General features: G+C 73.4%; 12 protein-coding genes. 5 read left to right on the top strand and 7 right to left on the bottom strand.

What is annotated here, in order from left to right; translation table 11 throughout:
* Window positions 1-174 precede the first annotated feature (174 nt).
* Both E1283_RS18355 and E1283_RS18360 read right to left on the bottom strand, forming a co-directional pair.
* Window positions 175-915, bottom strand: coding sequence for a response regulator transcription factor (locus E1283_RS18355; RefSeq protein WP_132819160.1), 741 nt, complete (start codon window positions 913-915; stop codon window positions 175-177).
* Window positions 905-1,483 carry a MarR family winged helix-turn-helix transcriptional regulator gene (locus E1283_RS18360; RefSeq protein WP_132819161.1) on the bottom strand — a complete coding sequence of 193 codons (579 nt, stop codon included), beginning with the start codon at window positions 1,481-1,483 and terminating at the stop codon, window positions 905-907. Before E1283_RS18360 ends, E1283_RS18355 begins: the two co-directional genes overlap by 11 nt.
* A gap of 100 nt (window positions 1,484-1,583) precedes the next feature.
* Here E1283_RS18360 and E1283_RS18365 point away from each other — a divergent pair, with 100 nt between their 5' ends.
* The gene (locus E1283_RS18365) at window positions 1,584-3,017 is read left to right on the top strand and encodes an MFS transporter (RefSeq protein WP_132819162.1); all 1,434 of its coding nucleotides are present in this window, start codon (window positions 1,584-1,586) and stop codon (window positions 3,015-3,017) included.
* 27 nt (window positions 3,018-3,044) lie between these two features.
* Here E1283_RS18365 and E1283_RS38165 read toward each other — a convergent pair whose 3' ends face one another.
* Window positions 3,045-4,529: a helix-turn-helix domain-containing protein gene (locus tag E1283_RS38165; protein WP_132819163.1), complete on the bottom strand. Its 1,485-nt coding sequence runs from the start codon at window positions 4,527-4,529 to the stop codon at window positions 3,045-3,047.
* Window positions 4,530-4,884: 355 nt separating this feature from the next.
* On the opposite strand from E1283_RS38165, the gene E1283_RS18375 reads away from it, so the two are divergent.
* Both E1283_RS18375 and E1283_RS18380 read left to right on the top strand, forming a co-directional pair.
* Window positions 4,885-5,964, top strand: coding sequence for a LacI family DNA-binding transcriptional regulator (locus tag E1283_RS18375; protein WP_132819164.1), 1,080 nt, complete (start codon window positions 4,885-4,887; stop codon window positions 5,962-5,964).
* A 54-nt stretch (window positions 5,965-6,018) separates the two neighbouring features.
* On the top strand, window positions 6,019-7,698 hold the full coding sequence (locus E1283_RS18380; protein ID WP_132819165.1) for a glycoside hydrolase family 13 protein: 1,680 nt from the start codon (window positions 6,019-6,021) through the stop codon (window positions 7,696-7,698).
* A gap of 172 nt (window positions 7,699-7,870) precedes the next feature.
* Here the strand turns inward: E1283_RS18380 and E1283_RS18385 are convergent, their stop codons facing one another.
* Both E1283_RS18385 and E1283_RS18390 read right to left on the bottom strand, forming a co-directional pair.
* Window positions 7,871-8,236: a GntR family transcriptional regulator gene (locus E1283_RS18385; protein WP_132819166.1), complete on the bottom strand. Its 366-nt coding sequence runs from the start codon at window positions 8,234-8,236 to the stop codon at window positions 7,871-7,873.
* Window positions 8,237-8,298: 62 nt separating this feature from the next.
* Window positions 8,299-8,757 (bottom strand): MarR family winged helix-turn-helix transcriptional regulator, encoded by a 459-nt coding sequence (locus E1283_RS18390; protein WP_132819167.1) that lies wholly within the window; start codon window positions 8,755-8,757, stop codon window positions 8,299-8,301.
* A 110-nt stretch (window positions 8,758-8,867) separates the two neighbouring features.
* On the opposite strand from E1283_RS18390, the gene E1283_RS18395 reads away from it, so the two are divergent.
* Window positions 8,868-9,422 carry a DoxX family protein gene (locus E1283_RS18395; RefSeq protein ID WP_132819168.1) on the top strand — a complete coding sequence of 185 codons (555 nt, stop codon included), beginning with the start codon at window positions 8,868-8,870 and terminating at the stop codon, window positions 9,420-9,422.
* Between the two features lie 47 nt (window positions 9,423-9,469).
* Window positions 9,470-10,273, top strand: a complete 804-nt coding sequence (locus E1283_RS18400; protein WP_132819169.1) for a dioxygenase family protein — start codon at window positions 9,470-9,472, stop codon at window positions 10,271-10,273.
* Here E1283_RS18400 and E1283_RS18405 read toward each other — a convergent pair.
* Both E1283_RS18405 and E1283_RS18410 read right to left on the bottom strand, forming a co-directional pair.
* Window positions 10,270-11,610: a lysine N(6)-hydroxylase/L-ornithine N(5)-oxygenase family protein gene (locus E1283_RS18405; RefSeq protein WP_132819170.1), complete on the bottom strand. Its 1,341-nt coding sequence runs from the start codon at window positions 11,608-11,610 to the stop codon at window positions 10,270-10,272. The two genes, E1283_RS18400 and E1283_RS18405, sit on opposite strands and share 4 nt — an antisense overlap.
* The gene (locus tag E1283_RS18410; protein WP_165956165.1) at window positions 11,607-13,106 is read right to left on the bottom strand and encodes a pyridoxal phosphate-dependent decarboxylase family protein; all 1,500 of its coding nucleotides are present in this window, start codon (window positions 13,104-13,106) and stop codon (window positions 11,607-11,609) included. Before E1283_RS18410 ends, E1283_RS18405 begins: the two co-directional genes overlap by 4 nt.
* Window positions 13,107-13,597: the final 491 nt, after the last annotated feature.

The raw sequence follows: 13,597 nt of genomic DNA on the forward strand, positions 1-13,597 counted from the left end.
AACCATCTACACCCTAGAGTTCGTCGGCAGCGTAAGATGTGTATAAGAGACAGGGGTGGGGGTCGCGGGGCGCCGACGCGGTGCCGGCGCCTCGTTCGACCTCGGGTCCCAGGAAACCGGGCGGTGCTGACCGCGACCGGCCGATCACCTGACGTCAACCTGACGTGATCGGGGTCACAGCCTGCCGAGCCAGTAGCCGAAGCCGCGGCGGGTGTGGAGGAGGGCGGGCTGCTGCTGGTTGACCTTGCGGCGCAGGCGGGAGACCAGCTTCTCGATCGCGTTGTCGCCCCGGAACTCGCCCCAGACGTGGTAGCAGATCTGCTCCTTGGTGACGACCTGCTCCGCGTTGGCCAGCAGGTAGCGCAGCAGCCGGTACTCGGCCGGGGTGAGGTCCAGCACGCGCTCGCCGCGCCGGGCCCGGCAGGTGACGTCGTCCAGCGTCAGGTCCGCGTAGCCCGGCGGGGGTTCGGCGCGCGGCGGCCCGCCGCGCCGCAGCAGCACGTGGGCCCTGGCCAGCACCTCGGCGACGCGGAACGGCTTGGTGACGTAGTCGTCCACCCCGTGGCCGAGGCGGTGGACGACGCTGCCGAGCGCCTCGTGGGCGATCAGCAGCAACACCCGGGGGCGGTCGGCGTCCTGGGGGCGGAGGACGGGGAAGCCGTTGCCGTCCGGCGGCGACACGTCGATGACCACCAGGTCGAAGCGGTGCCGCGCGACCCGGGCGATGACCTCGGTGCGGCTGCCGGCGGTGCCGACCCGGTAGCCGGCGAGCTCCAGCGTGGTGGACAGCACCTCGTGGGTGCCGGGGTCGTGGACCGCGACCAGCACGCGCTGGCCGGCGCCGCGCGCCGGCAGTGGCGCGGCGCCGTGGCCGAGGCTCGTAACAGGTCGGGGGCTGCGGGGCTCATGCGTCATGTCCGACGGGCGATCGGGAGGTCTCCTGGCTCTCCTGGCTCTCCTGGCTCTCTTGGTTCTCCTGGTTCTCCTGGGCCTCTCGGGTCTCCTGGTCGGCGGCGTAGTCGACGAAGTCGTCGACCATGCGCTGGAACAGGTCGGCGAGCTGACGCAGATCCTCGGGGGCCCAGTGGCCCAGCGCGTCCCACATGCCGCGCCGCGAGGTCTCACGGATCCGGTCGACGGCGTCCCGACCGGCGGGGGTGAGGCCGACCAACTGGGCCCGGCCGTCGTCGGGGTCGGGGCCGCGCTCCACATAGCCGGCCCGCTCCAGCCGCTGGGCCTGCCGGGTGACGTGCGGCGCCTCCACGTTGAGCCGGGAGGCCAACTCCCCCACCCGCAGCCGCTCGACGTCGGCGAGGCCGCGCAGCAGCGACACGGCGGCCCGGTCGAGTGGCACTCCGGACAGGGCCATGAGGCGGTCGTGCTGTCTGGCCCGACTGCTCAGGTAGGCGATCCGATGCAACTCGCGCTCGATCTGGATCACTTCGGCCGGCACGCGGGCGGCCGGCGGGTGTGGTGTGGCCATGGACCCACTTTACCAGCTCATTGCCTAAGTCAAGTAAGCTACTGTTTTCCTGAGTTAAGTAATCGTGGAACACCCGGAACCGTGGAAACAGGAGCCCCCTGTGACAGACACCACCATCGCGGCGGCCGAGCCGGACCGCCTCGGTCGGTCGACGACGAGCCGCCCCGGCCTGACGCTCCTGGCACTCGCCGTGTCCGGTCTCGTCGTGTCCCTGCAGCAGACGCTCGTCCTGCCCCTGCTGCCCCGGCTGGCGCAGACCTTCGACGCCACCGTGACGTCCGTCGCCTGGGTGTTCACCGCCACGCTGCTGGCGGGCGCGGTCGCCACCCCGCTGCTCTCCCGCTTCGGCGACATGTACGGCAAGAAGAAGATGATCATGCTGACGATGGCGCTGCTCGTCGTCGGCTCGGTGGTGTGCGCGCTCTCCGACTCGCTGACGGTGATGATCGCCGGCCGGGCGCTCCAGGGCGCGGCCGCCGCCGTGATCCCGCTGGCCATCGGCATGATCAGGGACACCTTCCCGCGGGAGCGGGTCACCACCGCGATCGGCGTCGTGAGCGCCACCATGGGCGTCGGCGGCGCGGCCGGCATGCTGGTCACCGGCGTCATCGCCGACAACACCGACACCCACCACCCGGTGTTCTGGATCTCGGCCGCGATGGCCGTCGTCGGCCTCGGCTTCGTGGTGACGTGCACGTCCGAGTCCACCTCGCGCACCGGCGGCCGCCCCGACATCCCGGGCGCCCTGCTGCTCGCCGGCTTCCTGGTCAGCCTGCTGCTGGGCATCAGCCAGGGCAACGCCTGGGGCTGGACCGACGGCCGGATACTCGGCCTGTTCGCGGCCGCCGTCGTGCTGTGCGTGGTCTGGGTCATGACGCAACTGCGGGTGAGCGATCCGCTGGTGCGGCTGCCGCTGCTGGTGGGGCCGAGGTCGCTCTCCGCCAACCTGGCCTCGCTGCTGCTGGGCTTCGCGATGTTCGCGGCCTTCCAGCTGGTCTCCAACTTCATCCAGACCCCGGAGGAGGCCGTCGGCTACGGCCTGTCCGGGTCGGTGCTCGACGTCGGCCTCTACATGCTGCCGAGCACCGTCACCATGCTGCTCTTCTCGGCCCTGGCCGGCCGCTTCGAGGCCAAGCTCGGCGCCGCCAGGACACTGTCCATCGGCTCGGCCTTCGCGGCCCTCGCCTACCTGTGGCTGGCCCTCCGGCACGACTCGGTCGCCGACTTCCTGGTCTTCAGCGCGATCCAGGGCGTCGGCTTCGGCATCGCCTACGCGGCGCTCGGCACGCTGGCCGTGCAGCACGTGCCGATGGAGCAGAGCGGCATCGCCAGCGGCGTCAACTCGCTGGTCCGCACCGCCGGCGGCAGCCTGGCGAGCGCGGCCACGGCGGCCATCCTGGTCGGCGACGTGCTGCCGGGCACGGGGGTGCCGACGGTGGACGCGTACGTGACGTGCTTCGCCATCGCGGCCGTCGCGGCGGCCGCCACGGCGGTCATCGCGGCCGTGCACGGCGCGCGGCATCGGACGGCGTGACGGCCTGAAGGGGGACGGCGGGCTCGCTCAGCCGACGTGGCCCGGCTCCCACCGGCCCGCCGGGTGGGCGTAGACGTCGTCGACGGGTCCTGGCACCCCGCTGGTGCGGAACGGCAGGCCGTCGTCGTCGATCCTGGCGAGGCCGCTGTCGGCGCCGCTGGTCCAGTCGAGCTCGACGTACCAGTCGCAGTCGCAGTCGACGGTGGCGGCCTCGACGCGCAACACCAGCGGCTCGCCCTCGCCGACCAGGAACGGCGGCTCGGGCGCCGGCAGTTCGTCCCCGCTCATGCCGTCGAAGCCGTCCCTCGGGCGGGCGACGGGCCGGTCCACGTCGAGGTCCGCCGTGAAGGCGGCCGGGGTGAGGGCGCCGCCGCAGCCCAACTCCATGTCGAACGCCGGCCAGTCGAGCGGCGGGCGCCGCTCGACCACCCGGACGTGCACCGCCTCGACCACGACCGGCTCCGGGCCACCGGCCCTGAGGGTCGACTCCACGATGGTGGATCCGCCGTGCACCGCGCCGAGTTCGGCGGCCCAGCGTTCGGCGTCCTGCGCGACGGGCGGGGCCGGCACCGCGGCCGGATCGCGGTCCACGAGATAGCGGTGCCCGCAGCCGCCGGCCCAGACGTGCGAGCGGGTCTCCCAACTCAGCGGCACGGGCTCGGGCGTGGGCTCCGTGGGCGCGCCGGGCGGTGCGGGCGGCACCGGCTCGTCGTCCCGCGCGGCCGCGACGGTCACCGCCGTGACGGCGACCACCACGAGCGCGGCGCAGCCGCCGAGCAGCGCCGGCAGCCTGCCGCCCCACCATCGCCTCGCCGGCCGAAGGCCGGCCGGGCCCGGAGCGGCGGCCGCCCCTCCGGGGCGCACATGCCCCGCGCCTCCGGCGGGGGCCCGGGCCGCGGGGCCGGTGACGTCTACTGCGGCGACAGGCCCACCAGAGCCCCCGTCAGGGGCCACCGCACCGGCAGGACCGGCGCCCACGCCGACCTCACCGGCCGCCAGGCCAGGCCCACCCGCGGGCTCACCGGGGCCGACTCCCCCCGGCCCGGCGGGCGTACCGCCCCCACCGGGACCGGCCGGTCCCGAGGCCGCGGCAGCGGCCGCACCGGCCGGCAGGCCGGGCCCGCCCGGAGCGGCGTCCGCCCCTCCGGGGCGCACATGCCCCGCGCCTCCGGCGGGGGCCCGGGCCGCAAGGTCCGTTACCTCCGCGGAAGCGGCCGCCGTGCCGGCGGCGGAGGCCGTGGTCGCCTGGCGGGCCGTGGGCCGCAGGGCGTCGGCCCGCAGCCACAGGCGGTGCAGTTCGAGCAGTTCGGAGCCGCTGGCGCCGCAGGCGCGGGCCAGGCGTTCCACCGGGGCGTAGTCGGCCGGCACCACCGAGCCCACGCAGTAGCGGTGCAGTGTCGACGTGCTGGTGTGCAGCCGTTTGGCCAGGGTGCCGAAGCTGAGCCCCGAACGGTCCTTCACCTCGCGCAGCCGCGCCGCGAACTCCAGCGCGGCCGGGTTCTCCCCCGACATCCGCCCCCGACCTCTCCTCGCCCCGAATCCCCCGTCGTGCCACGTCAGAATAGGCGCGGCCGGTTCCGTGTTACGCGCGGGTTTCGGCGTTCCACCCAACTCCGGGCTTCCGAGTTGCCAAGCTGGTGGTCGGGCCGTCGCCGCGCGGCCGCGGGGTGCCCGGGAGGGTGACACGGTTGCCACGTTGCATGCACACGTTTACATCACCCGTTTCAGGGCTTTCACCTGCGGCGCTTCTGTCAACCTGGCCGTCAGGGACACCAATTCGCCGGATCGCCAAGATCCTTTCATGTAAACGATTGCATTACCTCCGCCCTCGGCAGTACGTTCGGCTCATCGCCGTGATCGGAGGGTTATGGCCGCCAGCATCATCGACGTCGCGCGGCGCGCGGAGGTGTCCACCGCCACCGTGTCCCGCGCGCTGCGAGGGTTACCGAACGTCTCGGAGGCCACCCGTGAGCGGGTGCTGCGCGCCGCGGAGGAGCTGTCCTACGCGGTCTCCCCGCACGCGTCGAGCCTCGCCTCCGGACGGACGGGCACGGTGGGCGTCATCCTGCCGTTCGTCAACCGCTGGTTCTACAGCCAGGTGGTGGCCGGTATCGACTCGGTGCTGCGCGCCAACGACCTGGACATCCTGCTCTACAACCTGGGCGACGAGCGCGTGCACGAGCGGTTCTTCGCCCGGATGCCGCCGCGCCGGCGCGTGGACGCGCTGATCGTGCTCAACCTGCCGCTCTCGGCCACCGAGAGCGAGTCGCTGGTCTCGTTGGAAGTGCCCATAGCCGTGCTCGGCACCCGCATCCCCGGCTGTTGGCACGTCTCCATCGACAACGCGGAGGGCACGAGCACCGCGGTGCGGCACCTGATCAACCTGGGGCACCGGCGGATCGGCATGATCTCCGGCGCCCTCGGCGACCCCCGGGGCTTCACGACCCCGATCGTGCGCCAGCACGCCTATCGCACGGTGTTGGCGCAGGCGGGGATCCCCTACGACCCCGATCTCGAGGCGCCGGGAAACCTCACGATCGACGAAGGCGCCTCGGCCATGGCGCAGTTGCTCAGCCTGCCGGATCCGCCGACCGCGGTCTTCGCGGAGTCGGACCAGATGGCGTTCGGCGCGCTGCGCACGATGGGCCGGATGGGGCTGCGCGCCCCCGACGACGTCTCGGTCATCGGGTTCGACAACCACGAGACGGCCGAGCTGCTCGACCTCACCACCATTGCTCAACCCGTCGCTTACCAGGGCGAGTTGCTCGCTCAGCAGATCCTCGACGCGTTGTCGGGGTCGAGTGAGGAACCGGCCCAGGTGGTGGTGCCCACCCGGCTTGTCGTCCGGGGCACCACCGGCGCGGCTCGTGTCGCGCGTCCTCGACATCCCTCCTCACCCCGGCCGGGACCCGAACCGGACCAGCACAGCCGCACTACTGCGCGGTGAGCCGCTCCAACCGCGCATTTTCCAGGGTCAACTCGCAAGAGGAATGGAAGATACGTGCCCCGCACCCGCATTCAGCAGAACACGACCGTGCCCTGGTGGCGCACCGCCGTGATCTATCAGGTCTACATCCGCAGCTTCGCGGACGGCAACGGGGACGGCATCGGTGACATCGCCGGCCTTCGTGCCCGTCTGCCGTACCTCAGGGAGTTGGGCGTCGACGCCGTGTGGATCACGCCCTGGTATCCGTCACCGATGGCCGACGGCGGCTACGACGTGACGGACTACCGGGCGATCGACCCGGTGTTCGGCACGCTCGCCGAGGGCGAGGAGATGATCGCCGAGGCCCACGCGCTCGGCGTTCGCGTGGTCCTCGACATCGTGCCCAACCACACCTCGAACCGACATCCGTGGTTCGCCGAGGCGTTGAGCGCGGCGCCCGGCTCACCCGAGCGTGAGCGCTACCACTTCCGCGACGGTCGGGGGCCGGACGGCTCGCGGCCGCCCAACGACTGGCGCAGCCGGTTCGGTGGCTCGGCCTGGACCCGGGTCACCGAGCCGGACGGCACCCCCGGCCAGTGGTACCTGCACCTGTTCTCGCCCGAGCAGCCCGATCTCAACTGGGCGAGCCGGGAGGTTCGTTCGGAGTTCGAGTCGATCCTCAGGTTCTGGTACGACCGCGGCGTGGACGGCTTCCGGATCGACGTGGCCTCGGGTCTCGTCAAGGATCCGGCGCTGCCCGACATCGGGATACCCGAGGACGCCGTGTTCGAGGAGGGCCCCTGGAAGGACGGCCATCCGCACTGGAACCAGGAGGGGTTGCACGAGATCTACCAGTCCTGGCGCAAGATCGCCGAGTCGTACGCCGGCGACCGGGTGTTCTGCGCCGAGGCGAACTCCCGGGACGACCAGATGGCCCGCTATCTGGGCCCGGGCGAGCTGCACACGGCCTTCAACTTCGCGTTCCTGAGGTCGCCGTGGGAGTTCAAGTCGATCCGCGAGATCGTCGACCGGAGCGTCGGCTCGCTCGCCGAGGTGGGGGCGCCCGCCACCTGGGTGTTGTCCAACCACGACGTGACGCGCCATGTCACCCGGTACGGGCGTCGTGACACGACCCACGATCTCTACCGGTCGGACAACGGCCACGCGGACCGGGACCTGGGCACCCGGCGGGCGCGGGCGGCGGCGCTGCTGATGCTGGCGCTGCCGGGCAGCTCGTACCTGTACCAGGGCGAGGAGCTGGGCCTCTGGGAGGTCGAGGACCTGCCGGACGAGGCGCTCCAGGACCCGCTGTGGGGTCGCTCCGGCCACCGGGTCAGGGGGCGGGACGGCTGCCGGGTGCCGATGCCGTGGTCGGGTTCGGAGAGCCCGTTCGGCTTCGCGCGCCGGGGCAGCGAGCCGCCGTGGCTGCCGCAGCCGGCCGAGTGGGAGAAGTTCAGCGCCCAGTTCCAGTCGGGCACGCCGGGCTCCATGCTGGAGCTGTACCGCTCGGCGCTGCGGCTGCGGAGCGAGCAGCCCGGTTTCGACAGCGGGAAGCTGAGCTGGCTCGACGCGCCGGAGGGTGTGCTGTGGTTCGAGCGCTCCCCGGTGCTGCGGTGCGCGGTGAACTTCTCGGAGGAACCGTTCCCGTTGCCCCGCACCTGGGGTGTGCTGCTGTCCAGCGACCGGATCACCGGTGGGCAGCTGCCCACCGACACCACGGTCTGGTTGTGGGGCGGTGGCGCCTCGCGGGTCTGATCCCGCCTGTTCTGGGCCGCCTCCGGGGTACACGGGGGCTCGCGGTCGGCGGCCCGGATCGCGTCGATGTCGGTGGCCGATGCTTCGTCCCGGGCCGAGGCCGTTCCGACCGGCGCGATCCCCGTACGGCTGAGCCGCCCCCGCGGCGGCTCCGCCGCCGTCCTTCGGCGGCTCAGCCGTACACGGCGCGGATCGCGTCGGTGACGGTGGCCAGGGCCGCTTCCCGGTCCAGGCCGAGGTGGCCGACGCGCTCCGCGTACGCCCGGGCCGCCGCCGCTGCCTCCCGCGCGGCGGCGTCGCCGGCCGCGGCCACGAACGTGCCGTGGCGGCCCCTGGTCTCCACGACCCCGTCGGCCTCCAGGATCCGGTACGCCTTCGCGACGGTGTTGGCGGCGAGCCCGAGCTCGCCGGCCAGGCCGCGGACGGTGGGCAGCCGGTGGCCGACGGGTAGTTCGCCGCTCCTGGCCTGGGCGGCGAGTTGGGCGCGCAGTTGCTCGTAGGGCGCGGTGGCCGCGGTGGGGTCGATGCGGAGGTTCACCCCGCCGATTCTGCCGTAGGCCGGCTTCGCCGGCCCGTGGAGGCGTTGTCGGGCGGCCCGCGTCAGCCGTCGCGCAGCCGGTCGCTGACCCGGCCGAGCGCCTGGGCGAGGGTGTCGAGCTGGTCGCGGTCGAGCACGTCGATCAGCGCCTCGCGGACCCGCGCCACATGGCCGGGCGCCGCCTCGGTCAGCGCGGCCCGGCCGGACTCGGTGAGCCGGGCGGTGACGCCCCTGACGTCGGTGGGGCAGGCGCCGCGGGTGACGAGGCCGCGCTTCTCCAACTGCCCGATCTGGTAGGTGAGCCCGCTCTTCGAGGTGATCAGCGACTCGGCCAGCTCGGTCATCCGGATTCCCGCCGCGCCGGCCGCGCCGAGCTTGACCAGGATCTCGTACTGCGGGTGGGAGAGCCCGGCGTCGTCCTTGAGCTGCTGTTCCACGCTGCGGAAGACCCGGTGGCTGGCGTCGAGGAACGCCGTCCAGGCCGCCATCTCGCGCGCGTCCAACCAGCGGGTCTCGTTCATGCCTCCCATCATAGGCTGGTTGTTCAAATTGGAATCACCGGCTACGGTGGAGCCGGTTCAGTTCTTCGAATTTGAACCAATCTCGGCCCCCACCCTCAGGAGACAGCTCGATGACCTCCCCCACGACGACGACCACCCGCCCGGCGCCCGCGCCGGCCTGGGCCGCCGCCGCGCCGGCCCACGACACCGGGCTGCTGCTGCTCCGCCTCGCCGTCGGGCTCACCGTCGCCGCGCACGGCGCGCAGAAGCTCTTCGGCTGGTTCGGCGGCTCGGGCCTGGACGGCACCGGCATGTTCTTCGAGTCCCTCGGCTATCCGTCGGGCCGCACGATGGCCCTGGTGGCCGGCCTCTCGGAGACGCTGGGCGGCCTCGGCCTGGCGCTCGGGGTGCTCACCCCGCTGGCCGGGGCGGCCGTCGTCGGCACAATGCTCAACGTCATCGTCTCCGCGCACTGGGACGCCGGCTTCTTCGCCCCGGCCGGCATCGAGCTCCCGCTGCTGCTCGGCCTGGGCGCCGCCTCGCTCGCGCTCACCGGGCCCGGCCGCCACGCCGTCGACCGGCATCTGCCGCTGCCCCGGCTGCGCGAGCACCGGCTGGCCACCGGCGCGGCCGCCGTCGCCCTCGGCCTGGCCGTCGCCGGCATCGTGCTGCTCTTCCGGAACTGACCGACCGACCCGCACCGCACCACCCGAGACGAATCGCAGGTATCGCCATGACCGTCACCGAAGGCCCGGCCACCGGGCCCCGGACGCCCGTGATCTACCTCAGCCACGGCGCGCCGCCGCTCGCCGACGACGCGCTGTGGCCGGGCCAGCTGGCCGACTGGTCGGCCGGCATCGCCCGGCCGAGGGCGATCCTGATCGTCTCGGCGCACTGGGAGGCCGCCCCGGTCACCCTCGGCGCCACCACCACGGTGCCGCTGGTCCACGACTTCTGGGGCTTCCCCGAGCGGTACTACCGGGTCACCTATCCGGCGCCCGGCGCCCCCGAGCTGGCCGCCGCGGTGCGCGGCCTGCTCGACGGGCCGGGCACCCGGGTGCACGAGGCGCCGGACCGCGGGCTCGACCACGGCGCCTACGTGCCGCTGGCCGAGATGTTCCCGGCCGCCGACATCCCGGTGCTCCAGCTGTCCATGCCGACGCTCGACCCCGAGCGGCTGCTGCGGCTCGGCCGCCGGCTCGCGCCGCTCCGGGACGAGGGCGTGCTGATCGTGGGCAGCGGCTTCTTCACCCACAACCTGTCCGAGCTGACCTGGAACAGCGGCCCCGACCAGGCGCCGGGCTGGTCACGGGAGTTCGACGCCTGGGGCCGGGAGGCGCTGGCCGACGGGGACGTCGACGCGCTCCTCGACTTCGAGCACGCCTCCCCGGCCGGCCGGCTCGCCCACCCGCGCACCGAGCACTTCGCGCCGCTGTTCGTGGCGCTCGGTGCCGGCGAGGCCGACCTGGCCACCCAGCGCACCGTGATCGACGGCTTCTGGGGTGGCCTGGCCAAGCGGTCCATCCAGCTCGGTTAGGACCCGCCCACCCGGCCGGCGGCCGGGCCGAAGGACTGGAACGCGGTGCGCCGCGGGATGCGGAACACGTCCCGGCCGGTCACCGCGTTCAGGATCAGCGCGCCGCGGTAGGCCCCGATGCCCAGGTCGGGGGCCGCGGCGCCGTGCGTGTGCAGCTCGGCGTTCTGCACGTACAGGCCGGCGCCCACCTCGGGCGCGGTGCGGATCCGGTGCCCCTCGCTGACGTCGTAGCGGCCCCGGTCGTCCCAGGCGATCAGCTTCTCCACCGGCTCCAGGCACTCCGGGCGGCGCGGCGCGTAGCCGGTGGCGGCGATCACGGCGCCGGTCTCGTGCGCCGCCTCCCGGCCGGTGTCGGCGTGCCGGGTGGTCAGCCGCACCCCGTCGCCGGCGAGCGCCGCCGCGTGGACGGCGGTGGCCGGGAGCAGGGTGACCGGCGGCCGGTCGCCGTCGAGCAGGTGGTCGTAGAGCTCGGCGTGGACGAGGTCGATCGTCTCGGTGTCGATGCCCTTGTAGAGCTGCCACTGGGAGGCGATCAGCCGGTCCCGGACGGCGGGTTCGAGGCCGTTGAAGTACCGCATGTAGGCGGGGGTGGTGTACTCCAGGACCAGCTTGGAGTAGTCGAGCGGGGCGAACCCCCAGGAGCGGGTGAGCCAGTTGACCGCCCAGCCCGCCTCGCGCTGCCGGCGGAGCAGGTCGAGGAAGACCTCGGCGCCCGACTGCCCGGAGCCGACCACGGTGACCTCCCGGACGCCCGCCGCCACCAGGCCCTCGATCCGGTTCAGGTGCTCGCCCGCGTGGAAGACCCGCTCCCCCGCGACGCCGGCCAGCGGCGGCGGCAGGAACGGCTCGGTGCCCACGCCCAGGGCGATGTTGCGGGCCAGTCGCCTGATGACCGCCCCGGTGTCGGTGCGGCGCAGCGTCAGCTCCCACAGGTCGCGGTCGGCGAGCCAGCGCACCCCGTCCACGGAGGTGGCGAAGCCCAGCGACGGCAGCCGGCCGGCCACCCAGGCGCAGTAGTCGGCGTACTCGCGGCGCGGCACGTGGAAGCGCTCGGCTATGTAGAAGGGGTACATCCGGTCGTGCTCGACCAGGTAGTTGAGGAAGGACCAGCGGCTGGTGGGCCGGATCAGCGTGACCAGGTCGGCGAGGAAGCTCACCTGGAGCGAGGCCCAGTCGAACATCAGGCCGGGGTGCCAGTCGTAGGCGGGGCGCTGGTCGTAGGCGGCGAAGGCGAGCCCGTCCACCTCGTCGGCGAGCGCGGCGAGCGAGAGGTTGAACGGGCCGACGCCGACGGCCGCGAGGTCGAGTACCGGTTCTTCGGTGGTGCTGTCGTTCACAGTTGGGCCTCCACGGCCTGGCCGGCCGCGTCCACCGCGGCGAGGAGTTCCGCGATGTCGTGCGCGGTGGCCTGGGGGTTGAGCAGGGTGAGCTTCAACCGGACGGTGCCGGTGCCGGGTTCGGCGTCGGCGACGTCGGTGCGGCCGATCAGCGCCGCGCCCTCGGCCAGCAGTCGGCGGCGCAGCGCGCCGTTGACCGCGTCCGAGACGCCGCCGGCGCGCGGCACGTAGCGGAAGACCACGGTGGTGAGCGTGGGTCGGGTGGTGAGTTCGAGCCTGGGGTGGTCCTCGACGGCGTCGGCCGCGTCCCTGGCCAGGTCGTGGCAGGCGTCGAGCATGGCGCCGACGCCCTCGCGGCCGAGGGCGAGGAAGGTGGCGGCGACCTTGAACGCGTCGGCCCGGCGGGTGGTGGCCATCGAGTTGCCGAGGAGTCCGTCGTAGCCGGCGGCGCCGTCGTCGTCCGGGTTGAGGTAGCCGACCCGCAGCCCGGTGGCGGCGGCGAGGTCCCTGGCGTCGCGGACCAGCAGCACGCTGGCGGCGGCCGGCTGCCAGGCGGTCTTGTGCAGGTCCATGGTGATCGTGTCGGCGGCCTCGATGCCGTCGAGGAGCGGCCGCAGCCGCTCGGAGAAGAGCGCGCCGCCGCCGTAGGCGGCGTCCACGTGCAGCCGGGTGCCGGCCCGGTGGGCGATGGCGGCGAGCTCGGGCAGCGGGTCGACGGAGCCGTAGTCGGTGGTGCCGGCGGTGGCGACGACCGCGATCGGCACCTCGTTCGGGGCCAGCAGGCGCAGGGCGCGTTCGAGTTCGGCGGGCCGCATCCGGTGGGCGTCGTCGACCGGGACGGTGCGCACCGCGTCTTCGCCGAGACCGAGGACGGCGCAGGCACGGGCGACGGAGAAGTGGGCGAGTTCCGAGCAGTGGACGACGGGACGCGCGTCGAGCCCGGTGAGGCCGCCGCCCCGTATGTCGCGGTGGGCGCGCAGCGCCACGTCCCTGGCCATCAGCAGCGCCTGGAGGTTGGAGGCGGTGCCGCCCGGGGTCAGCACGCCGTCGGCGCCCGGGCCGTAGCCGGCGAGGTCGGTGAGCGAGCGGATGAGCCGGCGTTCGATCTCGACGGCGTAGGGGCCGCTGTCCCAGGTGTCGACGGAGGCGTTGAAGACGGAGGCGAGCACGTCGGCGGCGGCGGCGACGCTCAGGGCCGGGGGCTGGAGGTGGGCGGCGGCCCGTGGGTCGGCGAGGTCGACGGTGTAGGCGGCGTAGGAGCGGGCGAGCGAGAGCACCGCCTGGCGTCCGCCTCCGGTGGCGGGGAGGGGGCCGTCCGGCAGCTCGTCGTCCAGCAGTCGGGTCAACTCCCGTGGGGTGACGGCCGGGAGTGGGCCGGTGCGGCGACGGAGGGCGCCGGCGGCCTCCCTGGTCAGCTCGGTGACGAGCCGTCCCACCTCCGCGAGGCCGGCGGGGTCGGCGGCCAGCAGATCGGGTTCCAGGAGGGTCGGGGGCACGGGCACGAGTGGGGCGTGGCCGGGCATGCTCATGGGTTCTCGGGGTGTCCCTTGTCTTGGCGGCTGGTTCGTGCGCGGATCTCGCGCCGGGTGGAGCGACGTGACGGGGGTGGGTGACGGCGACTCCGACCGGTTAATTTAGGTTAGGCATACCTAACCATGTCAACCGTGCCTGGCTCCACGGGGGTACCGAAAAGGCGGTGCGACCCATGTCACTCCCCGGACACCCCCGACCCGTCGCCCTCCGCCGGGTGACACCCGGTCAGGGCACCCCACCGCGGCCAGCCGGCCGCCTCGGCCGCCTTGGAGCGCACGCGGGCCCCGATGCCGGCCGCCCCGTTCCCGACGGCGCGCGGAACGCTGAACGCGCGGCCGGTCGACCGGGCGTCCTTTAACCCCTCCTGAGTCGTTCCTTAACGGGGCCATAAGAGGGCAGACAACGCCCGGGAGTCTGGCTAACGTTCCTGGTGTCGGCATGTCAGGACCGGTGT

It is taken from the genome of Streptomyces hainanensis (assembly GCF_004348415.1).
GTDB lineage: Bacteria > Actinomycetota > Actinomycetes > Streptomycetales > Streptomycetaceae > Streptomyces > Streptomyces hainanensis.

Excerpts from the sequence above, each read along its gene's own strand:
- E1283_RS18355 (WP_132819160.1), bottom strand. The coding sequence starts at position 915 with ATGACGCATGAGCCCCGCAGCCCCCGACCTGTTACGAGCCTCGGCCAC.
- E1283_RS18360 (WP_132819161.1), bottom strand. The coding sequence starts at position 1,483 with ATGGCCACACCACACCCGCCGGCCGCCCGCGTGCCGGCCGAAGTGATC.
- E1283_RS38165 (WP_132819163.1), bottom strand. The coding sequence starts at position 4,529 with ATGTCGGGGGAGAACCCGGCCGCGCTGGAGTTCGCGGCGCGGCTGCGC.
- E1283_RS18375 (WP_132819164.1), top strand. The coding sequence starts at position 4,885 with ATGGCCGCCAGCATCATCGACGTCGCGCGGCGCGCGGAGGTGTCCACC.
- E1283_RS18390 (WP_132819167.1), bottom strand. The coding sequence starts at position 8,757 with ATGAACGAGACCCGCTGGTTGGACGCGCGCGAGATGGCGGCCTGGACG.
- E1283_RS18395 (WP_132819168.1), top strand. The coding sequence starts at position 8,868 with ATGACCTCCCCCACGACGACGACCACCCGCCCGGCGCCCGCGCCGGCC.
- E1283_RS18400 (WP_132819169.1), top strand. The coding sequence starts at position 9,470 with ATGACCGTCACCGAAGGCCCGGCCACCGGGCCCCGGACGCCCGTGATC.